The organism is Mycobacterium sp. RTGN4 (assembly GCF_033804635.1).
Lineage (GTDB): Bacteria > Actinomycetota > Actinomycetes > Mycobacteriales > Mycobacteriaceae > Mycobacterium.
Genome location: NZ_JAPZLB010000007.1, coordinates 159,726 through 180,316, shown reverse-complemented (window position 1 = coordinate 180,316; position 20,591 = coordinate 159,726). Strand labels below are relative to the sequence as shown.

The following is a 20,591-nucleotide window of genomic DNA, read 5'->3' as shown; positions in this document are numbered from 1 at the left end:
CTCACTGCCCTTCTTTCGCTCCGCCGAAGAAGAACTCTTCGGCGTTGTTGTAGAGATAGTTGTCGAGCACGTCGGTGGGCAGATCCAGTGCCAGCGCTTCGGGCACCACGCGGCTCTGCCGTAGTACCGGCCAGTCCGATGCGAAGATGACCTTGTTCTTCCCGCGCGTGCGCATGTAGTGCAACAGGCTCTCCGGCAATCGCTTTGGCGACCAAGCCGACGTCATGATGCGCAGGTTCTGGTACTTGATCAGCATCCGGATCGCGACGTCCCACCACGGGTCGGCGCCATGGATCATGCAGAGCTTCAATTCCGGGAACCGCACGCACACCCGATCGAGGTGAATCGGGTTCTGTACCTCACCGGGGATCGGCGGACCCGGCAGTCCGGTGTTCATACACAGCGGCAGTTCGAGTTCCGCGCACTTCGCATACAGCGGGTAGTAAACGGCATCGCTGGGCGGATACATTCCGTCGCCCCAGAAGCTGGGCCCGACAGCGGTATACGCGACGGGCAGGTCGTTGCAGACGGCGGCCAATTCACGCAACGCGGGCACCGGCCGTAGCAGGTTGATTCCGCCGATCGCCAAGGCGAACCTGTCCGGCCGCTCCGCGACGAACTTGCGGGCCGTCACCGACGGCTTCCCGATGTTGTCCATCAGGATGGCCTTGGCGACGCCGTGCTCGTCCATTTCGTCGAGTAGCGCAGGCAATTCGACCTGGTCGTACAACGACTGCGGACCCTTGAAGTAGTCGTCTCGCACCTTGAGCATGAACTCCGGCTGCTTCTTGGTCTCGCCGAAGTGCACGTTGACCAAACAGTCGATCACTTTGTGCGTCATGGCCGGGTCGGCACCGCCGCGCGTCGAACCGCCTCGCTCTTCGCCCACCGGTAGTCAGCCTTTCCGTTGCCCAACCTGCGCACCTTGTCCACGAAGATGAACTCCTTGGGCGCCTTGAACCGAGCCAGATGTTCGACGCAGTCGGAATACAGTTCCTCGGGCGCGATGGTCGTGCCTGCCTGCGGTTCCACGAGCGCCACCAACTCTTGGCCCCAGCGCTCGCTCTCCCGGCCGACCACCAGCGCGTCCGCCACGCCGGTGTGCGCGCGCAACACCGCCTCGACTTCTTCGACGAAGACCTTCTCGCCGCCGGTATTGACGACGAGCGAGTCGCGTCCGAACAGCCGCAGGGTGCCGTCGGCCTCGAGCGAGGCGCGGTCACCAGAGATCACCACGCGCTGGCCCTCGACGACCGGGAAGGTCTTGCGGGTGGCCTCGGCATCGTCCAAGTAGCCCAAGGGAATCCGGCCCGTGCGCACTACCCAACCGACTTCTGGATCGCCGGGCTGCAGGAATCGGGTGAGGTCGTCGGACACCACCGTGCCGCCTTCACGCAAGTCGAACGTCTCGCGATGGGAGCCACGCTGGTTGTGCCCGAAGCCCATGTTCCCGGTTTCCGACGATCCGTAGCCGTTGATGATGGTGAGTTGCGGGAGGTGCTCCAATAGCGCGCTCACGTGCTTGGGATTGGTTGCCGCCCCGCCCGTTCCGATGGCGTACAGCGACGCGAGCTCATAGCTGTGCTGATTCAATTCCTCGATCAGCGGCGCCGCATACGCGTCACCGACCATCGTCATCAGGCCGACTTGCTCGCGCTCGGCGGTGCGCCACACGACCGGCGGATTGAACTTGGTCCGGTCGTCGTAGAGCACGACCGGCAGCCCCGCGAGCGATCCGGAGAACACGGTCCACAGCCCTGCCGCGTGCATGAGCGGGGAGACCGCGAACCACGGTGCGCCCTCGTTGCGTCGCACCTTGTCATGGATCTCGACGGCGGAGTCGTGGTCGGCTCCGACCATCGACGACACGTAGGAATCGCTCTGGCGCCACAACACACCCTTGGGCCTGCCCGTCGTGCCACCCGTGCAGTACATGATGACGTCGTCCGGCGATCCGGCGATCCTTCGGTCCGGATCACCTTGCGCCAAAGCGTCTTCCAACGTCACCGAGCCAGGCAGGATGGGCGCGTCGCTACCGTCGTCGACGGCAATGAGCAGGTCGGCACTCTCCGGCGGCAGCACGTCGGCGAACTTGGTCCCCAATGCCCGGTGATAGACCACGGCGCGGGGCTTCACATAGTCGAGCAACTCGGCCACTTCGCGCGGCGTGTAGTGGTGGTTGACGTTCACCGGAACGGTGCGGGCCTTGAGCGAGCCGACGACCAGTTCCGGATACTGGTCGTTGTACATGATCAGCGCGACGCGGTCCTGGCCGCACTCCCAGTTGTCCAGCGCATCTCGTTCGTCGTGGGCGCCGAATCCCTTGTCGGCCAGGAAGTTCGCGAAGCGCCGCGTGCGCGTCGCCATGTCGCCGTAGGTGGTCCTGCGGTCACCGCAGACCGTCATCGTGCGGTCGGGGATGACGTCGGCGATGGCGTCGACGACGTCGCCTATTGTCCATTCGCCCATGACTACGCGGCCGGCACGTGCACGCCGAGCAGGTCAAGTGCATTGTCGCGCATGACCTTCCGGGTGTCCTCGGCACTGAACAACGGGAATTGCGGGATATCGGCGGTGAAGGTCATCGGATCGGCGAGGCCCTCGCCGTGCGGCCAGTCCGAGCCGAACAGGATCTTGTCCACGCCGATGGTCTCGGCGAGCAATTGCACATCGTCCTCGTAGTAGGGGGCGATCCAGACGTTGTTCCTGATCTGCTCCACCGGATCCTCGGTGAAGTGGTGCGGCGCCGTGTTGGCGGCCTTCTTGAGCCGCTTGATCAGGCGGTGTACGAAGTACGAACCGTTCTCGATGCTGGCGACCTTCAACTTCGGGTGCCGAGTGAACACCTGGTGCACGACCATCGAGGCCATCGTGTCGTGGATCGCCCTGTCATCGAGCAGGATCTGGTCGAGCGGATCCTTCTTGCCGAAGCCCTCGAACTTGGCCTTGCCACCCCACAACGCCGCAATCGCCAGATAGCCGCTGTCCGACAGGTGGAAACCAACCGGCACACCGGCTTCGGCCAACCGCGCCCAGACCGGATCGTGGAGCGGATCGCCCAACGATCGCGGCTTGACGGGGCCGGGCACCGGCGCAGGGCGCACCAGCACCATCTTGGCGCCGCGCGCGAGCACGAATTCCACTTCCTCGATCGCCTTGTCGGGATCGGCCAGCGAGATGATGGGCGCGGAAACGAACCGGTGGTCCGGGCGATCGAAACCCCAGTCCTCATCGAGCCAGAGATTGAACGCGTGCACCGACGCCATCGTCGCCTCGATGTCGTGTTTGAGCGCCTCCTCCACCCCGCAGGCGAACGTGGGCAACATGAACACCGTCTCGAGGTTCTGCCTGTCCAGCACCTTCACGCGCGCGTCGCGGTTCTGATACTCGGGATGATTGGCCATCCGGTCGACCTTCATCAACGACGCAGGATCGACACCCTCGGGGATCTCGCCGCGGAACAGCAGGTCCAGGCAGCCCGGCTCGATGATCGGATCGAACGTCGGGTTCGGGATGAACTGATTGATCTCGCCGCCCATCACCGCGAAAGTGCGCTTGCCCTCGGTGAGCATCTGCACGCCGCGGCGTTTGAACTCCTTGGGCAGGTGGCGGGTGAAGGAGTCGATCGGCTCGTAGTAGTGGTTGTCGACGTCGATTGCGCGGTAGTCCAGCGGCTGCTCGTCAGTCATGAAGGCTCCTCCTGCTTGTCCAATCCCAGTGGCGGAAAGTCCGGCTGTCGCTTCTCGAAGAAGGCGGTGATGCCCTCGATGAAGTCGGGGCGCCCCATCGACTCGTGCATAAGTGTCTCCGCTGCGGCGCTGGTGTCGTGGACGTTTCGCAAGGCGTCCCCGTAGATCTGCCGCTTGATCACCGCCATGGCGCTTGGCGCGCAGTGCACGGCCATGTCCTCGGCGTAGGCCAGTGCCCGGGGTAGCAGATCGTCGGGCGGAAATACCTCTTTGACCAACCCCAGTTCCTTGGCCTCCTCGGCGAAGAAGGTGCGGCCGGTCAAGAGCAGGTCGAGCGACGCGCCCCAGCCGACCACGCGCGGCAGGATCCACGAGATGCCGTACTCGGCGATCAGCCCGCGCCGCGCGAACGCGGTGGTGAACTTGGCGCCCGCCGCAGCAAACCTGATGTCGCACATCAACGCCTGGGTGAGTCCGATGCCTGCACACGCGCCATTGATGGCCGCGATGATCGGCTTGCGCATGCCCGTGACGAAATGCGGATGGCGTTCGCCCACCAGTGCGGTCACGTCGGTCTCGCCGCCGACGCTCGCTCCACCGATGGTGCCACCGTCGCCCATGTCGGCGCCCGCACAGAAGGCGCGCCCGTTGCCGGTGAGCACGATGACGCGTACGGCGGGATCCGCTTCGGCCAGGTCCATGCAGCGATAGAACGCGGAGGCCAGTCCCCCGCCCCAGGCATTCATGCGCTCCGGCCGGTTCAGTGTCACGACGGCGACACCGCTGTCCCGCACGTCAAGCAAGACGGCGGCCTGCTGATCGACCGTGCTCGTCTGATTGGGAATGGTCACTTCGACCTCATCGATTGGGCACTCCTCGAAAGCGGCTCCAGGCTGGCTATTTGTACATACTGTACACCTATCGGTAGCGCCTTCCGCAACGCCGTCCGATCAGTCTTCTAGCAGGCCAAGGCGTACGTAGGCCTCGCGGATTTGGTGCTTGGCCGACTCGGGCAACTCGGCTTGCGGCGGCCGCGAATGCGGGTATGAACCGATGGGCAGCCCGAGCACCGAGGCCGCGTACTTGAACGCCCCGCCCCAGTGGGTGAAGTAGTCCGGCCGACCCGGATAGCAGGTGTACCAAGGCCCCGGTCGAGCTCGAACTGGTCCATGCCGGTCGTACGCGCATAGTCCATCGCCTCGATCAATTTGCCGTCCCACACCAGGTTCCAGTACTCGGTGAAGAGTCGCCGCTGCGGTGTCTCGAAAAGGTAGCCCGCGGTACCGAGTTGGGCTGCGCAGACGATGCCGTCGCGCAACCAACCGGCCCGGTAGACCGTGGTATCACACTCCCAGATGAGCAGTTCGGGTGACAGTTCGTGCAGCCGACGGCTATCGGCCGGCCTGAACGCGCCCTCCTTGGTGGCGCACACCGCAGGGATCGCGGCGGCGATGCGCGCACTCTCCTCCGCGGTCAGCACGTATCCGGAGGACGGTGAATTGAACATGCCAAGCGCGATGTCGGTGCGATCGGCGATGTAGCGGAAGAAGTTCAGCACGCCCTCGCCGCCGTGGGTCTCCATGACCGGCGTCTGGATGTACACGATGTCGGCACCGGACGCCTGCGCGTGGCGCGTGAGGTCCAGACAGTCCTTGGCGGCGGTAGTCGAGGTACAGGCCTGGATGACGACGTCCGGGTTGATGGCCCGCGCCTCTTCGATCGCCACCTCGAGCAGGCGCTTGCGTTCATCCAGCGTCAATGCCCAGAACTCTGACAGACCGCTTGTGCACCAGAGCATTTCGTGGCCGAGGGTGCCAACGCAATGTCGCACCAGCGTCCGGTATGCGTCCCAATCGATGTCGTCGCCCGCGTCCCCGCTGAACGGGGTGTACAACGAGTCCCCGATCCCGCGAATCGCTCCGCGCGCCCACTCGCGTGCTTCCTTGGCCGTTGCCATGTGCCGCTCCCCTCAGGTGAAGTCGCTGCCGCCGTCGACGTTGACATTGGCCCCAGTCATGTAGGAATTGCGCCGCGAGGCGAGAAACGCAGCGACCGGTCCGATCTCGTTGGGTAGGCCTGCCCTCGGGAGGTGTGCAGGATGCCCGAAGTGCTCGTCGATGGCTTCCATGAGTCGATAGGGATCGCTTCCGTCGACCCCCACCGAGTCGGCCCAACCAAGCAGCGCCTCCGATGAGATGCTGCCTGGCGAGACGACGTTCACCATGATCTCGTCCTTGGCCAGCAGCAGCGAAAGGTTCTTCGACACGCTGTTCACCATGGCCTTGGCGGCGGTGTATGCGGGCAGCATGACGCTCTGCCGTTGGGTGGAGTGTGCGGAGAAGTTGACGACGCGGGCCCACTCGGCACCACGCAGCAGAGGCAGGGCGGAGCGCACGCAGTGCACCATGCCCATCACGCCCTCGTCGACGGCGGCCCGCCACTGGTCGTCGGTGAGTTGATCGAAAGTGCCTGCGGCGCTGGGACCGACGGTGTTGATGAGCACATTGAGCTGGCCGTTCCAGCGCTCGCCCAATTCGGCGAACACCTCGTCAACGCGAGCGGCATCGCCGATGTCGGCCACCACGCCGAAGGCTTCGGGACTTCCACCGCGGGTCAGTTCGGCGGCCGCCTCTTCGAGTACTTCCGGCGACCGGCCGACGATCGCGATGCGCGCCCCGTCCTCGGCAAGACAACGCGCCGTGGCCAACCCCATGCCGCGGCCTCCGCCGACCACGACTGCGGTGGCGTCTGCGAAACCTAGATCCACGACACGACTCCGACCGGACCTGCTACGTGCCGGTCCAGTTCGGTGCGCGCTTCTCGGCGAACGCCGTGGCGCCCTCCATGGCGTCCTTGGACGAGAAGACCGGCAAGATCAGTTCCTGCTGCTTGCGCCACATCTCTTCTTCGCTCCAGCCCGCGGACTTCGCGATGATCTCCTTGGTCACTGCCACTGCCAGCGGGCCGTTGGCGGTGATGCGCTCAGCCAGCGCCAACGCGCCAGCGAGCGCTTCGCCTGGCTCGGTGAGCACGTTGACGAAGCCCCACGCCGACGCTTCCTCGGCAGTGAAGTTATCGCCAGTCAGTGCCAGCTCCAGCGCCTTCTGATACGGAATCCGGTGCGGCAACCGCAGTAGCCCACCGCCGGCAGCCACCAGCCCGCGCTTGACCTCCGGGATGCCGAACTTCGCGTTTTTGGCCGCCACCACCAGGTCGGTGGCCAACACGATCTCGGTGCCACCGGCCAACGCGTAGCCCTCGACGGCGGCGATTACGGGCTTGCGCGGCGGACGTTCCGTGAAGCCGATGCCGCGGCCGGGAACCGACGGCACCTCACCGGCCATGAAGGCCTTGAGATCCATACCCGCGCAGAAGGTTCCTCCGGCGCCGGTAATGATCGACACGGAGAGTTCGGGAGTGTCATCGAGTTCGTCCATCGCGTCCGCAAGGCCTTGCGCCACCGCGAGGTTGAACGCGTTGCGGGCCTCAGGCCGGTTGATGGTGATGACGAGGGTGCGCCCCTGGCGCTCTGTCAGAACTTCGTCGGCCACGTTGCCTCATTCACTTGGTCGTCCACACCGTCGGCGGAGCCGACGAATGTCACATCGGTACGCGGTGAAACTTACTATAGGTCTTTCAGTAGCTGCGGACTGGCCCGTCGTGCGACCGACCATCACCGCGAGTCGCTCGAGCTCCGGATTACCGACGCACCACCCGGCGCGCAATCGCGTTGCCGGACAGCACGTTCCGTCGGCCGCCCCCCGTACCCGGACGATCCGGGAACCACCTCGGGCGCGGGCACTCGAACAGGTCACTACCTGCGGAAACAACCGTGGAAGGGTCGCAACTGAATGGCTACCGGTAAGCTCATCGGGAACGGTGACCAGCGACACGCTCGCGTAGCCCCTGTTCACCTGGGAGTTGCCGGTAGATTGACGCTCAGCCACCCCAACGGGGCCGAGCGACGTCGAGTTCGATGGAGGTGCCACTCGTGGCCAAGCAGGCGACGACCGACAAACGTCAGCGCCGCGAACGGGGATCCATCAACCCTGACGACATCATCGCAGGCGCGTTCGAGCTCGCCGAGCAAGTGGGCATCGACAACCTCAGCATGCCGCTGCTCGGCAAACATCTCGGTGTCGGCGTGACGAGCATCTACTGGTACTTCCGCAAGAAGGACGACCTGCTCAACGCGATGACGGACCGCGCACTGAAACAGTACGTGTTCGCCACTCCGTACGTCGAAGCCAAGGACTGGCGTGAGACGTTGGCCAACCACGCCCGCACCATGCGAAAGACGTTCCTGGGCAACCCGATTCTCTGCGACCTCATTCTCATTCGCTCTGCGCTGAGCCCCCGCGCCGCGAAGCTCGGTGTGGTCGCGGTGGAGAAGGCGATCGAAAGTCTCGTTGAAGCCGGCCTCCCACCGGAGGACGCCTTCGATACCTATTCCGCCATGTCGGTTCACGTCCGCGGATCGGTGGTGCTGCAGCGGCTCTACGACAAGAACCGCTCGACAGACGACGGACCGGGCTACTTCGAGGAGGCGATGGTCATCGATCCCGAGACCGCCCCGCTGCTCGCGCGCGTCACCGAGGAAGGCCACCGTATCGGGGCGTCCGACGACAACAACTTCGAATACGGGCTCGACTGCATCCTCGACCATGCCGCCAAGCTGATCGAGGAGGCTCAATCGGGCAAGGCCCCGCAGCGCCGCAAGGCGACTACCGCACCGCGTCGAAAGACCACCGCCGCGCGCTAAGCGAGCGTCAGACGATTTCCCGCCCGCGAAGTTCGGTGATCTCCGCGGCTCCGTACCCAAGCTCGGCGAGCACCTGATCGGTGTGCTCACCGAGCAACGGAGCCCGATGACGAATGGTGCCAGGGGTCTTGGACAGCCGGAACGGTGTCTCGATGATCGGGACGTCGCGGGACGTGCCGGGGAACGGTACCGACTTGAGGTAGCCCATCGCCTCGATGTGGGGATCGTCGAGCACGTCCTGGGTCGAATGCATAGGGGCGGCAGGGAGTTTCGCTGCTTCAAGCGACTCCAACACCTGGGCCTTGGTCTTGCCGTCACACCAGTCCTGCATCAGGTCGTTCAGAAAGTCACCGTGTTGCCATCGTGAGTCGTCGTCGACGAAACGCGGGTCATCGATGAGGTCGTCGCGACCGATCAGCCTGCACCAGCGCCTGAACATCGGCTGCCCGGCCACTTGAAGTAGCACCCAGCCGTCCGTCACCTTGTAGAGATCGCACGGCGCCACCGACGCGCCGCGGTTGCCCATCCTCGGCTTGTCCACACCGAGCAACGCGCGCTCGATGAGGAACGCGTTGGACAGCATCAGCGCGGTCGGCAACAGCGCTGCCTCGACGTGCTGCCCCTCGCCAGTCTGGCTGCGGTGGTAGAGCGCCATCATCACGCCGATCGTCATGGTCAACGCCGTACCGAAGTCGGCCTGCGGCACCACCGTTCGGATCGGCATGTCGGGCAGTCCTTGGCGGTAGACGGCGCCCGACATCACCTGGCCCGCCCCATCGAAGCCGATGCGGTCGCTGTACGGGCCGCCTTCGCCGTAGGCCGTCGCACTGGCCAGGATGATGTCGGGCTTGATGTCGCGCAGGCTTTCGTAATCCAATCGGCTGGCCCGCATTCCCTTCAGTGGCATGTTCGCGATCACGATGTCCGATTGCGCGACCAGTCGACGAGTGACCTCCGCACCCTCTTCAGTGGTGGAGTCCAGCGTCAGCGAACGCTTGTTGCGGTTGCACTGCAGAAACGTGCCGCCTTCGCCTCCGTCGGCGACGGATTGCACCCAGCGGTCTTCGCCACCTTCGCGCTTCTCGACCCGCAGCACGTCGGCACCCATGTCGGCCAACAGCGCGCTGCACCATGGCGCGGCGATGAAGCGCCCGTAGTCGAGCACCCGCACGCCATCGAGCACGCCAACCATGATTCTCCTCGCGATTTGTGGGGGGCTAGACCTCCACGATGACGGCGCCGCCCTGGCCGCCGCCTGCACACATCGCAGCAACGCCGATACCGCCGCCACGCCGCTGAAGCTCATAGATCAGTGTGGTGATCATCCGTGCGCCCGAGGCAGCGATGGGATGTCCAAGGCTGCAGCCGCTACCGGAGAAGTTCACCAACTCCTCGTCGATTCCGAACTCGCGAACGGCCGCGATCGGCACCGCCGCGAACGCCTCGTTGATCTCCCACAGGGCAATATCGGAGGCCTTCAGCCCGGCCCGGTCGAGTACCTTGCCGATCGCCTTGACCGCGCCGAGCCCGGTGAGCTTGGGGTCGATGGCTGCGGCGCCCCACGCCTTCACGGTGGCCAGCACGCCGAGGTTGTTGGCCTCGGCGTAGTCGCTGGCGGTGAGCGCGACTGCCGCGCAAGCGTCGTTGGTGCCGCTGCTGTTGCCCGCGGTAATGGAGAAGCCCTCGATCTCGGGGTGCAGCACCTTCAGCCCGGCCAGCTTCTCGACGGTGGTGTCGCGACGCGGATGCTCGTCGACGCTGAAGTCGATGACGGACCCATCGAACTGCTCCACCTTCAACGGGATGATTTCGTCGAGGAACTTGCCCGCGTCCTGCGCGGCCACGGCGCGCTGATGCGACCGCGCTGCCCACGCGTCCATCTCTTCGCGGCTGATACCCACGGCCTGCGCGGTGTTCCAGCCGACGGTGATCGACATGTCCTTGGTCGGCGCCTCCGGCGTCTCGACGTGGGTGGGCGGCATCCACCGCTCCTCGAACTTGAGCTCGGGCCCCGGAATCCGCCAGTTGGTCAACGGCGTCATCGACAGTGATTGCACGCCACCGGCGATCAGCGCGCGTTCCATACCGGAGCCGATCTGTGCCGACGCATTGCCGATGGCCGTCAGGCTGCCCGCGCAGTGCCGGTTGACCGACTGGCCGGGTACGTCCTGCAGGCCCGTCGCGTCGGCCGCGTAGCGAGCAAGATCGCCACCACCGTAATGAGATTCAGCGAAGATGAGGTCGTCGATGTCCGCCGGGTCGATGCCAGAGCGGCGGACGACCTCGGGAAGCACCGTGGTGATCAGGGTCTCGGGCGGGGTGTTGACCAGCGTGCCCTTGAAGGACCGCCCGATCGCTGTGCGGACCGCTCCGACGATGACAGGTGTTGACATATCTTTGACCTCGGTTTTCGACGTAGACGACTTTACGCAGTGACATTACAAAGTTAACAGATACTGTATCGCGTTAGAGAGCCCGATCACTCCGGCTCCGGCACATGGAAGTGCTCGTCACGCAGCCGGAACGCCTCCTTGGTGCCGTGCTGGGCGCGAGTCTTGACGAAGTTGAACTCCCCCGGCGAAAACTGCAGGTTCGTGCCGTAGGCGTGGAAGAGATAACTGGCCACTTCCTCGCCCTGGTAGGCCTGGCTCTGCTCCACCCAACGGAACGCTTCCTTGGCGATGACGACGCCGTCGGCGGGCATCTTCGCCACCTTCTGCGCCCAGTACCAAGCCCGAGCGGTCACCGCCTCTGGCGCACACGTCTCGGTGAACACCCCGAGGCGCTCGACCTCACCGGCTTCGATGATGTCACCGGTCAGCAGCATGCGCCGGGCCAGCACCGGGCCGAGTCGGTGAAAGAACATGTGCAGACTGCCCAGGGCGGGCCCGAGGAACCGCGTCGCGGGCATGCCGATTCTGGTGTCGCGTGCGATGACTGAGATGTCCGTCATGAGGGCCATCTCGAAGCCTCCACCGAGCGCGAACCCGCTGATCTCCCCCACCGTCACCTTCGGGAAGCCCATCAGGTTGTGGTAGAAGCCAAAGGACTTGCGGTCCACCGTAAGTCGTCGACGCTGACTGGGCCGGCTCTTGGCCGGCTTCTCCCCTCCCCTGAAATTCTCGCCGTACCACCCGTATGCGTTGTTCATGTCTGCGCCGGTCGAGAACACACCCTCCACCCCGCGCAGTACCACCACCGTGATGTCGTCGTCCTCGGCGACGACGTCGAGACAGCGGCCGACGGCATCGCGCATCGTCGCGTCGTAGGAGTTGCGTTGCTTGGGGTTGTTGAAGGTGATGGTCGCGATCCGGAGTTCGCGATCGACCTCGAAGAGCACCCGTTCGTCGCCGCTGCTGAAGCTCGTCATGGATCGAAGATCCTTCCTGTCATTGCGAAATTCGATTCGCCTCGATGGTCTGGTCCATACCTAGCGTGCTGCGCCGCGCGGCCGAAAGGTGATCGGTCGCCAGCCGCACCGCGCGTGCCTCGTTGCCATCTCGAATCGCATCGACGAGCCGGTGGTGATCCCGAAGTGCCGCGCGCCGGGTCTTGGCCCGCGCATCGGCGTCACCCTCGTCTCCCTCACCGCTCCACACTGCCGACTCGTGCGCCGACCAGATCAACTCCAGGGAACCGATCAGCACGATCATCGACTCGTTGCCACAGCGGGCGACCAGCGTCTCGTGGAACCCGCGCGCGTTCGGCACGTATCGCGACAGGTCGTCGAACTCCGCTGTCTGCGTTTCGAGTTCGGCCTCCAAGTAAGGGACGACCTCGGTCAGCCGATCGTCGCGCGCCGCACACAAACCCGCGCACACCGGTTCGAGATGAATGAGCGCCCCACTGACGTCGGCCGGGGACGCGCCCCTCGACTGCAGCACCATGCCGATCATGTGCGCGGTCCGCTCCGCCGACGGGAGGTGCACCACCGCACCGCCGACGTTGCCCCGCCGCACCGAGATGAGCCCGTCGGTCTCCAAAATGTGGATCGCCTCGCGCAGCGCAGGCGGGCTCACGCCAAGCTCGCCGAGCAGGTGCTCCTGGGACGGCAGGACGTCGCCCTCCTTGAGCCGCCCGGACAGGATGTCCTCACGCAGTCGCGAGGCAAGGATCTCGGCCACCCGGGGCTGCCGGATGCGCGCGGCGCCCACGGGGCGACCGAAGCGGGGGCCGTCGGCCATCCGTCACCTCGTTCCGGTTGCGCACACCGAATCTTCCTTCGGTGGCCTTTCCTTGCTATCTTGTACAGGATAGTACTGGTATCCCTACTGTAGGGGTAACTGTAGGGAAGCGAAAGGGTGGAACCCGACGGTGAGTCAACAGGGCGCCCGGGACAACGGAGGCGATCCGGGCGACGGCTCCGTGTCCGTTACGCACGACGGGCCGATCCTCCGCGTCGTGCTCGATCGTCCTGGACGGCGAAACTCGCTGAGCCATCTCATGATCGACCAGTTGGTCGCAGCTCTGACCGAGGCTGCCACCGACGATGCGCTGCGGGCCGTACACATCCGAGGTGCCGGCGAGGACTTCTGCTCGGGGGCGGACTGGGTGGCCACGAATTCCGGCGGGCAGGAGCGAAGCGACTCGGGGAATGGCTCCGGCGGGGAGCGGCTGCGGACCGGTGACCTGGTCCGGCGCATCCCACTGACCGCAAACCGTGTCATCGAGTTGATCCACACCATCGCACTGCCGGTCGTGTGCACGGTGCGGGGATGGGCCGTCGGACTTGGCTGCAACCTCGCACTGGCTGCCGACTTCGCGGTCGCGGCCGACGACGCCGTGTTCTGGGAGCCGTTCCTCGCCCGCGGCTTCTCCCCCGACTCCGGCTCGACATGGCTGCTACCTCGCCTCGTCGGAGTCGCCCGCGCCAGACGCATGCTGCTGCTTGGCGAGAAGGTCAGCGGTGCCGACGCGGTCGACTGGGGACTCATCCATCACGCCGCCGCGGCCACGGACCTCGAATCCGCCACCGAGGAGCTGTTGGCCCGGCTGGCCTCCGGCCCGACGGTGGCGCTCGGGCTGGCCAAGCAGGCGATCAATTCCGGCCAACACGCGACTCTGGACCAGGCCATGAAGCAGGAGTTGTTCAACCTCGAACTCTCCAGCAGGACCAAGGATTTCAAAGAAGGACTGGCGGCGTTCCGGGACCGCCGCCCACCGGACTTCCAAGGCCGATGATGAAGGGACACACCAATGCCGGATAAGGCATACGACGACATCCGCTACGAGGTCACCGGGCATACGGCGACGATCACGCTGAATCGGCCGCAGGCGCTGAACGCACTCAGCCCCCACATGATCACCGAACTGCGCACCGCCTACGCAGAAGCCGAGGGTGACGACGACATCTGGTTACTCATCGTCACCGGCACCGGCCGCGCCTTCTGCACCGGAGCCGACGTCACCGAGATCCCCGAGGACGGCAAGGTCATCTACGACCGGCCCTACCTGTCCACCTACGACCAGTGGGAGGCCCCGCAGGAGGGCACGCCACCATTCCGCACCATGGCCAAGCCGGTGCTAGCCGCGATCAACGGATTGTGTTGCGGCGCAGGGCTTGACTGGGTGACCACGGGTGACATCATCATCGCCTCCGACAAGGCCACGTTCTTCGATCCGCACGTGTCCATCGGATTGGTCGCGGGACGGGAAATGGTCCGGCTGGCCCGGGTACTTCCGCGCAACATCGCATTGCGCATGTCACTTGCGGGCAAGCATGAGCGGATGAGCGCCGAGCGCGCCTACGACCTCGGGATGATCAGCGAGGTCGTCGAGCACGACCGGCTCCTGGAGCGCGCGCACGAGATCGCCGACATGGTGAACTCCAATGCACCACTGGCAGTGCGGGGCACCCGACTGGCCATCCACAAGACCCTCGACCTCCCGCTGCACGAGGCCGAGATCCTCGCCGAGACGTTCCGTGAGCGCGTCGTGCGCACCGAGGATGCCATCGAGGGGCCGAAGGCGTTCATGGAAAAGCGGGCACCGAATTGGCAGTGCCGCTAATGGTATTCGACACTGTCCTACTCGACGTCGACGAAGCTGCCCGCGTCGCGACCGTCACACTCAACCGCCCCGAGCGGCTGAATGCGTTCGACCAGACCATGTGTCATGAGATGGCCGAGGTGTGGCGCACCATCAAACTCGACGACCGGATCAACGCGGTGGTGCTGCGCGCGGCGGGCGAGCGCGCCTTCTCCGCAGGCCTCGACGTCAAGCAGGCGTATCACCAGCCGACCAGCGTGTGGAACCACGAGGATCCCGGCGAGTTCCTCAGCCCCAAGTGGCAGAAGATGTGGAAGCCCGTCGTGTGTGCGGTGCAGGGCATGTGCACCGCGGGCGCCTTCTACTTCGTCAACGAGTCCGACGTCGTCATCTGCTCGACCGACGCCACCTTCTTCGACTCTCACGTCAGCGCGGGGTTGGTCTGCGCGCTGGAGCCCATCGGGCTGATGCGCAAGATCGGCCTTGGCGAGACGTTGCGAATCGCGTTGACGGGCAACGAAGAACGGGTCAGCGCGCAGACCGCACTGCGCATCGGTCTGGTCACCGAGGTGGTCGACGCCGACGATCTGTGGGCCCGGGCTCACGACATCGCCGCCTTGATCGCCGGCCACCCGACCTCGGCCACCCAGGGCACCGTCAAGGCGATATGGGAGTCACTGGACAAGCCATACCGCGCCGCACTGGACCAAGGGCTCATCTACACCCGACTCGGCAACGCGCTTGGCAAGACCGAACTCGACCCCGATCGGCCTCGACGGGCGCCGAGGGTGCGCTGATGGTGCACCCGTTGAGCCAGCGAGTCGGCGACGTGCTTGCGATGGCCCCCGACTCCCCGGCCATCGAGTTCGAGGGCCTGTGGTCGTCGCGGGCGGAGGTCGGCACCCACGCGCGCCGCATTGCCGAACTAGTCACGCTCCATGGCGGGACACATCCGCAAGTGGGTGTGCTGCTGCGCAATACACCCAGCCACGTCGCAACCTTCCTTGGCATCTTGATCGCCGATGCCACCCTGGTCGTCATCAATCCAGCCCGCGGCGACGAGCGCACCAGATCCGACATCGCCGCGTTGAACTTGCCGGTGGTCATCGGCACCCGCGACGACATCGCAACGTTGGTCACTCCTTCGGATGCGACGACGGTCGTGACCATCGCCGGTCTTTCGGACCCCCCGCGGGTCGAGCCTGCCGGTGCACCGACCGAGGCCGACGAACGCCCCGGGGTGGCCGTGCGCATGCTCACCAGCGGAACCACCGGGCCCCCCAAGCGCATTGACCTCACCTACGACATGTTGGCGCGCAGCACGCTGGGCAGCGGATCCGCACCCACCGAGCCACGCCGCGGCGTCGCGATCGTGAACGCTCCGCTGGTCCACATTGGCGGCGTGTACCGCGTACTGCAGTGCGTCGCCGAGGCCCGACCCTTCGTGCTACTGCCGCGCTTCGAACTCGAACGCTGGGCCGACGTCGTACGCAGGCACCGCCCGAAGGCGGTGTCACTGGTACCCGCCGCGCTGCGGATGGTGCTCGGGTCCGACCTCACCCGCGACGACCTGAGCAGCATTCAGGCCGTCACCTCGGGCACCGCGCCGCTGTCGGCCGACGACGCCGATGCGTTCACCGAGAAGTACGGCATCCCCGTCCTGACATCCTATGCGGCAACCGAATTCGGCGGCGGGGTCGCTGGGTGGAACATTCGCGACCACCGGGAGTTCTGGGCCACCAAGCGCGGAAGCGTCGGTCGGGCCACCCTGGGCGCCCAACTGCGCGTCGTCGACGATGACGGTCACCCCGTCGGCTCAGACGAGTCCGGGTTGCTCGAGGTCAAACCCGGACAGCTGGGCCGGGACGCGGATTGGATTCGTACCACCGATGTGGCGCGCATCGACGACGACGGGTTCCTGTGGATTCTCGGCCGAGCCGACCAGGCGATCATCCGCGGCGGGTTCAAGGTGATGCCCGACGACGTGCGGGCCGCACTGGAGAGCCACCCTGCGGTGCTCGGTGCGGCGGTGGTCGGCCACCGCGACGATCGGCTCGGCGAGACGCCCGTCGCGATGGTGGAATTGCGGGGCGCCACAACGACGGACGAACTTGCCGAGTTCCTTCGGGCGCGGCTGGCGCGCTATGAGATTCCCTCCGAGTTCGCCGTCGTCGACACGATTCCGCGGACGCCGTCCGGGAAGGCCGACCTCGCCGCGGTGCGGCGACACTTCGACGATGCGACGAGGCTCATCCAAGGCGAACGTGCCTGAAGGTCCAACGGTGGGCGCCGCGATTCGCGAACGGGCGACGGCGCGAGGTGAGCACGAACTGCTGGTGTGCGACGCCGACCGGCTCACCTATGTTGCCGCCGAACGCCGTTCAGCTGCGTTGGCCCGCGGGCTCCTCGCGCTTGGCGCCGGAAGGGGCACGCACGTCGGGATTCTCGAGCCCAACGGCTCGGCGTTCGTGGTGGCAATGCTGGCCGCGGCCCGGATCGGCGCGGTGGTGATCCCGTTCCCCACCTTCGCGACCGCACGCGAACTGCACGAACAACTCGTCGCCAGCGATGTGTCGATTCTGCTGTCGGCGCGGGCATATCGCTCCCACGACTACGCGGCGCGGCTGTCCGAGCTGCTCGGTGGCGACGTGACCTCACCTCTGATGCACCCGGATCTGCCGCAGCTGCGACACATTGTCTTCGACACCGAAGCACTCTGCCACGCAGGTGAATCCATTGCCACCGACCTCCTGCGTGCTGCCGAGGACGATGTCGGCGGCTCCGACCCACTGGCGATCGTCTACACCTCGGGTTCGACGAGCGCGCCCAAGGGTGCCGTACACACCCATGCGGCCCTGCTGACCCATCAGCGCAACCTCAACGCGCTACGCGGGCTGACCGAGCACGACAGGTTGTTCTGCAACTCGCCCTTCTTCTGGGTCGGCGGACTCGGCTTCGCATTGCTCGCCACGCTGGTGGCCGGCGCCACGCTGATCTGTTCCAACGCCGTCGATGCGGCCGACACTCTCGACCTGCTGGAGGCCGAGCAGCCGACCATGACCAACGGCTTTGCTGCCGGGGTGACGGCGTTGGCCCGGCACCCGAGTTTCGGTACGCGGGACCTGTCGTCGATGCGCCGCGGCAACCTGTACCCGATCATGCCTGCCGACGTGCGCCCGGCGGATCCCGAATTGCGCCACAACATGCTCGGCATGACCGAAGCGGGCGGCACGTTCCTGCTGAGCGCCGATGAGGCGGACCAGCCGGAAACGCGGCGTGGCTCATTCGGCACGCCCGCACCGGGATTCGCGACGAAACTCGTCGACGGCGAGCTCTGCATCCGCGGCCCCTACGTCATGCAGCGCTACTACGGGCGCGCCCGCGAGGAGTGCTTCGACGCCGACGGCTGGTTCCACACCGGCGATCTGGTCGGCGCCGACCACGACGGCTTCCTCTATTACCTTGGCCGACGCGGCGCGATGATCAAGACCGCGGGCGCCAATGTGTCACCCGTCGAGGTCGCGCAGGCCATCGCCCGCGTGACCGGTGGCGTGGTCGCCCACGTGCTCGGGCTGCCCGACCCCGAGCGTGGACAGGTGGTCGCGGCAGTGCTGGCGTTGACCGACGACCAACCGTTCGACGAACCAGCGTTGCGCGAAGCACTCCGGCGCGAACTGTCGACGTACAAGGTCCCGCGCAAAATCGTGGCGGTACCGGCCGCGCGGATCCCGCTGCTGTCCAGCGGCAAGGTCGACACCAGGCGGCTGCCGGAGTTGTTCGATGCGTGACACCATCGACCGATTGCTGTCGGACCGCGCGGCCGTCGACGCCGACAAGGCTGCGGTCATCGACCCCACCACTCGAATCACCTATGCAGCCCTGGATTTCGACACCAGGGAACTCGCGGCCGCCTTCGTCGCCGCGGGTGTCGGCAAGGGCACCCGCGTCGGGCTGATCATGCCGAACGGCGTGGCATGGGTACGCATCGCACTGGCCGTGTCCCGGATGGGAGCGGTGCTCGTCCCGCTGAGCACCTTGTTGACATCGGCGGAGCTGGTCGCGCAACTACGCGTCGCCGGGGTGCAGGCGCTGGTGAGCGTCGAGGAGTTCCGCGGCCACCGCTACCTCGACGAGCTCCGCGCCGAACTGGGCGTGCCCAGCTTCGCGACCACAACGACCCAGCTGCCTGCACTGCGCCAGGTGTGGACTGCCGACGCGCTTCCGACCGCTACCGAAGCGGCGCGCCAGGTCGCAGCCGCCTTGGCCGAGTCCGTCACCCCGAGCGACCCTGTGGTCATCATGTTCACCTCAGGCAGCAGCGGAATGCCCAAGGGCGTCATCCACTCTCACGGAAATGCACTGGGCGCGGTGCGCTCGAGCCTCGCACCGCGCTGCATCGACGCCGATACCCGGCTCTACCTTCCGATGCCGTTCTTCTGGGTTGGCGGCTTCGGCGGCGGCATCCTGTCCGCGCTGCTGGCGGGTGCCACATTGGTCACCGAGCCTGCCCCGCAGCCTGACACCACGCTGGGCTTGCTCGAACGCGAGCGCGTCACGCTGTTCCGCGGCTGGCCCGACCAAGCCGATGCCCTGGCGCGGCACGCCGACTCGGTGGGTGCCGACCTTTCCGCGCTGCGTCCGGGCAGCCTCGATGCGTTGCTTCCCGTCGACCAACGCGCCGCACCCGGCGCTAGGGCAAGGCTGTTCGGGATGACTGAGTCATTCGGCCCGTACTGCGGATACGCCGCGGACACCGACATGCCGCCGTCGGCCTGGGGCAGTTGCGGTAAGCCGTTCGCGGGCATGGAAGTTCGGGTCGTCGACGTCGACACCGGGTTGGCTGTGGGCGCAGGCGAGGTCGGCGAGCTCCAGCTGCGCGGGCCGCACACGCTGCGCGGCGTCTGCCGGCGGAGTCGGGAGGCCGTGTTCACCGCCGACGGTTTCTATCCCACCGGCGACCTCGGCCATCTCGACGCCGATGGGTTCATGTTCTATCACGGCCGCTCCGACGACATGTTCAAGGTCAGCGGGGCGACGGTGTATCCCAGCGAGGTCGAGCAGGCGCTGCGGACCATCGACGGCGTGGACGCAGCGTACGTTGCGAACGTGCCCGGTGGGCAGGGCGACCGCGTGGGCGCCGTGGTGGTGTGCGACATTGGCTGCGCACCCGAAGAGCTTCGCGCCGCGGCGCGGAAGACGTTGAGCTCCTTCAAGGTACCGACGGTCTGGCTGCTGGTGACATCGAACGATCAGATACCGCGGGGCTCGACGGGCAAGGTCGACGTCCGTCGACTCCGAGACATGTTGACGGCAACGGAAGAAGATTCATGACGGGCAAACTCCAGGGCAAGGTCGCCTTCATCACCGGTGCGGCCCGCGGTCAGGGCCGGGCGCACGCGGTCCGGATGGCCGAGGAAGGCGCGGACATCATCGCCGTCGACCTCGCGGGTCGGGTGGCGCCGAGCGTCAAGTACGACCCCGCCACCGGAGCGGACCTCGACGAGACCGTTCGACTGGTCAAGGCCACCGGGCGCCGCATCATGGCGTCGGTGGTGGACACCCGCGACTACGCAGGCCTCGCGGGGGCCGTCGACGACGGCGTCGCCGAATTCGGCAGGCTGGACGTCATCGTGGCGAACGCGGGCATCGCAGTGCCCCAGACGTGGAACGAGATCACGCCGGAGTCGTGGGGCGACGTCATCGACGTCAACGTCACCGGCACCTGGAATGCCGTCATGGCGGGCGCCCAGAACATCATCGACGGGGGTCGCGGAGGTTCGATCATCCTGATCAGCTCGGCCGCCGGACTCAAGATGCAGCCGTTCATGGTCCACTACACCACCAGCAAGCACGCGGTCACGGGCATGGCGCGCGCGTTCGCCGCCGAATTGGGCAGGCATTCGATTCGCGTCAACAGCGTGCACCCGGGTCCCGTTGCTACCGATATGGGTTCGGGTGACATGGTGTCCGAGATCGGCCGGACGATGGAGTCCTACCCGCAGTTGTCGAACATGCTGCTCGGCTTCCTCACGATGGGCATCGCCGAGGCGGGCGACATCGCGGATGCCGTGCTCTGGCTAGCCAGCGACGAGTCGAAGTTCGTCACCGCAGCGGCCATCCCCGTCGACGGAGGAACGACGCAGTACTGACCG

The 20,591-nt window shown here is 66.0% G+C and carries 18 protein-coding genes and 1 pseudogene; 8 read left to right on the top strand and 11 right to left on the bottom strand.

The genetic code is table 11. The features are described from left to right. Position 1: 1 nt before the first annotated feature. The 7 genes and pseudogenes from SLQ30_RS17055 to SLQ30_RS17025 all read right to left on the bottom strand — a co-directional run bounded on the left by SLQ30_RS17055 (position 2) and on the right by SLQ30_RS17025 (position 7,240). On the bottom strand, positions 2–841 hold the full coding sequence (locus SLQ30_RS17055; protein WP_319447130.1) for an amidohydrolase family protein: 840 nt from the start codon (positions 839–841) through the stop codon (positions 2–4). Next, complete coding sequence (locus SLQ30_RS17050) at positions 838–2,469, bottom strand: acyl-CoA synthetase (protein WP_319447131.1); 1,632 nt, start codon at positions 2,467–2,469, stop codon at positions 838–840. Before SLQ30_RS17050 ends, SLQ30_RS17055 begins: the two co-directional genes overlap by 4 nt. Before the next feature lie 2 nt (positions 2,470–2,471). Continuing rightward, positions 2,472–3,689, bottom strand: a complete 1,218-nt coding sequence (locus SLQ30_RS17045) for an amidohydrolase family protein (protein ID WP_319447132.1) — start codon at positions 3,687–3,689, stop codon at positions 2,472–2,474. Then, a complete protein-coding gene (locus tag SLQ30_RS17040; protein WP_413468064.1) occupies positions 3,686–4,540 on the bottom strand; it encodes an enoyl-CoA hydratase in 855 nt (284 codons plus the stop codon). Before SLQ30_RS17040 ends, SLQ30_RS17045 begins: the two co-directional genes overlap by 4 nt. A gap of 99 nt (positions 4,541–4,639) precedes the next feature. Further along, a pseudogene (locus SLQ30_RS17035) lies at positions 4,640–5,646 on the bottom strand (dihydrodipicolinate synthase family protein). Between the two features lie 12 nt (positions 5,647–5,658). Further along, positions 5,659–6,456 (bottom strand): SDR family NAD(P)-dependent oxidoreductase, encoded by a 798-nt coding sequence (locus tag SLQ30_RS17030; RefSeq protein ID WP_319447133.1) that lies wholly within the window; start codon positions 6,454–6,456, stop codon positions 5,659–5,661. A 22-nt stretch (positions 6,457–6,478) separates the two neighbouring features. Next, positions 6,479–7,240 (bottom strand): crotonase/enoyl-CoA hydratase family protein, encoded by a 762-nt coding sequence (locus SLQ30_RS17025; RefSeq protein ID WP_319447134.1) that lies wholly within the window; start codon positions 7,238–7,240, stop codon positions 6,479–6,481. Positions 7,241–7,665: 425 nt separating this feature from the next. Between SLQ30_RS17025 and SLQ30_RS17020 the strand changes: the two genes are divergently transcribed. Next, positions 7,666–8,451: a TetR/AcrR family transcriptional regulator gene (locus SLQ30_RS17020; RefSeq protein ID WP_319447135.1), complete on the top strand. Its 786-nt coding sequence runs from the start codon at positions 7,666–7,668 to the stop codon at positions 8,449–8,451. 7 nt (positions 8,452–8,458) lie between these two features. Here the strand turns inward: SLQ30_RS17020 and SLQ30_RS17015 are convergent, their stop codons facing one another. The 4 genes from SLQ30_RS17015 to SLQ30_RS17000 all read right to left on the bottom strand — a co-directional run bounded on the left by SLQ30_RS17015 (position 8,459) and on the right by SLQ30_RS17000 (position 12,635). Then, positions 8,459–9,643, bottom strand: a complete 1,185-nt coding sequence (locus tag SLQ30_RS17015; RefSeq protein WP_319447136.1) for a CoA transferase — start codon at positions 9,641–9,643, stop codon at positions 8,459–8,461. Positions 9,644–9,668: 25 nt separating this feature from the next. Continuing rightward, positions 9,669–10,844, bottom strand: coding sequence for a thiolase family protein (locus SLQ30_RS17010; protein ID WP_319447137.1), 1,176 nt, complete (start codon positions 10,842–10,844; stop codon positions 9,669–9,671). Positions 10,845–10,930: 86 nt separating this feature from the next. Further along, positions 10,931–11,821, bottom strand: a complete 891-nt coding sequence (locus SLQ30_RS17005; protein WP_319447138.1) for an enoyl-CoA hydratase/isomerase family protein — start codon at positions 11,819–11,821, stop codon at positions 10,931–10,933. Positions 11,822–11,840: 19 nt separating this feature from the next. Further along, entirely contained in the window at positions 11,841–12,635 is a 795-nt protein-coding gene (locus tag SLQ30_RS17000; protein ID WP_319447139.1) for a FadR/GntR family transcriptional regulator, read from the bottom strand. Positions 12,636–12,765: 130 nt separating this feature from the next. Here SLQ30_RS17000 and SLQ30_RS16995 point away from each other — a divergent pair, with 130 nt between their 5' ends. The 7 genes from SLQ30_RS16995 to SLQ30_RS16965 are packed head-to-tail and all read left to right on the top strand — an operon-like array spanning position 12,766 to position 20,588. Further along, entirely contained in the window at positions 12,766–13,632 is an 867-nt protein-coding gene (locus SLQ30_RS16995) for an enoyl-CoA hydratase/isomerase family protein (RefSeq protein ID WP_319447140.1), read from the top strand. A 15-nt stretch (positions 13,633–13,647) separates the two neighbouring features. Further along, positions 13,648–14,460: an enoyl-CoA hydratase/isomerase family protein gene (locus SLQ30_RS16990; RefSeq protein ID WP_319447141.1), complete on the top strand. Its 813-nt coding sequence runs from the start codon at positions 13,648–13,650 to the stop codon at positions 14,458–14,460. After that, positions 14,460–15,236 (top strand): enoyl-CoA hydratase/isomerase family protein, encoded by a 777-nt coding sequence (locus tag SLQ30_RS16985; protein ID WP_319447142.1) that lies wholly within the window; start codon positions 14,460–14,462, stop codon positions 15,234–15,236. Before SLQ30_RS16990 ends, SLQ30_RS16985 begins: the two co-directional genes overlap by 1 nt. Beyond that, positions 15,236–16,711, top strand: coding sequence for a class I adenylate-forming enzyme family protein (locus SLQ30_RS16980; RefSeq protein ID WP_413468063.1), 1,476 nt, complete (start codon positions 15,236–15,238; stop codon positions 16,709–16,711). Before SLQ30_RS16985 ends, SLQ30_RS16980 begins: the two co-directional genes overlap by 1 nt. Next, positions 16,704–18,227, top strand: coding sequence for a class I adenylate-forming enzyme family protein (locus SLQ30_RS16975; RefSeq protein ID WP_319447143.1), 1,524 nt, complete (start codon positions 16,704–16,706; stop codon positions 18,225–18,227). The genes SLQ30_RS16980 and SLQ30_RS16975 overlap by 8 nt, the downstream gene beginning before the upstream one ends. Continuing rightward, positions 18,220–19,770, top strand: coding sequence for a long-chain fatty acid--CoA ligase (locus SLQ30_RS16970; protein WP_319447144.1), 1,551 nt, complete (start codon positions 18,220–18,222; stop codon positions 19,768–19,770). Before SLQ30_RS16975 ends, SLQ30_RS16970 begins: the two co-directional genes overlap by 8 nt. Then, positions 19,767–20,588: a mycofactocin-coupled SDR family oxidoreductase gene (locus SLQ30_RS16965; protein WP_319447145.1), complete on the top strand. Its 822-nt coding sequence runs from the start codon at positions 19,767–19,769 to the stop codon at positions 20,586–20,588. Before SLQ30_RS16970 ends, SLQ30_RS16965 begins: the two co-directional genes overlap by 4 nt. Positions 20,589–20,591 lie beyond the last annotated feature (3 nt).

Excerpts from the sequence above, each read along its gene's own strand:
- SLQ30_RS17055 (WP_319447130.1), bottom strand. The coding sequence starts at position 841 with ATGACGCACAAAGTGATCGACTGTTTGGTCAACGTGCACTTCGGCGAG.
- SLQ30_RS16985 (WP_319447142.1), top strand. The coding sequence starts at position 14,460 with ATGGTATTCGACACTGTCCTACTCGACGTCGACGAAGCTGCCCGCGTC.
- SLQ30_RS17005 (WP_319447138.1), bottom strand. The coding sequence starts at position 11,821 with ATGACGAGCTTCAGCAGCGGCGACGAACGGGTGCTCTTCGAGGTCGAT.
- SLQ30_RS16970 (WP_319447144.1), top strand. The coding sequence starts at position 18,220 with ATGCGTGACACCATCGACCGATTGCTGTCGGACCGCGCGGCCGTCGAC.
- SLQ30_RS17045 (WP_319447132.1), bottom strand. The coding sequence starts at position 3,689 with ATGACTGACGAGCAGCCGCTGGACTACCGCGCAATCGACGTCGACAAC.
- SLQ30_RS17050 (WP_319447131.1), bottom strand. The coding sequence starts at position 2,469 with ATGGGCGAATGGACAATAGGCGACGTCGTCGACGCCATCGCCGACGTC.
- SLQ30_RS17020 (WP_319447135.1), top strand. The coding sequence starts at position 7,666 with ATGGAGGTGCCACTCGTGGCCAAGCAGGCGACGACCGACAAACGTCAG.
- SLQ30_RS17000 (WP_319447139.1), bottom strand. The coding sequence starts at position 12,635 with ATGGCCGACGGCCCCCGCTTCGGTCGCCCCGTGGGCGCCGCGCGCATC.
- SLQ30_RS16980 (WP_413468063.1), top strand. The coding sequence starts at position 15,236 with ATGGTGCACCCGTTGAGCCAGCGAGTCGGCGACGTGCTTGCGATGGCC.
- SLQ30_RS16965 (WP_319447145.1), top strand. The coding sequence starts at position 19,767 with ATGACGGGCAAACTCCAGGGCAAGGTCGCCTTCATCACCGGTGCGGCC.
- SLQ30_RS17010 (WP_319447137.1), bottom strand. The coding sequence starts at position 10,844 with ATGTCAACACCTGTCATCGTCGGAGCGGTCCGCACAGCGATCGGGCGG.
- SLQ30_RS17015 (WP_319447136.1), bottom strand. The coding sequence starts at position 9,643 with ATGGTTGGCGTGCTCGATGGCGTGCGGGTGCTCGACTACGGGCGCTTC.
- SLQ30_RS16990 (WP_319447141.1), top strand. The coding sequence starts at position 13,648 with ATGCCGGATAAGGCATACGACGACATCCGCTACGAGGTCACCGGGCAT.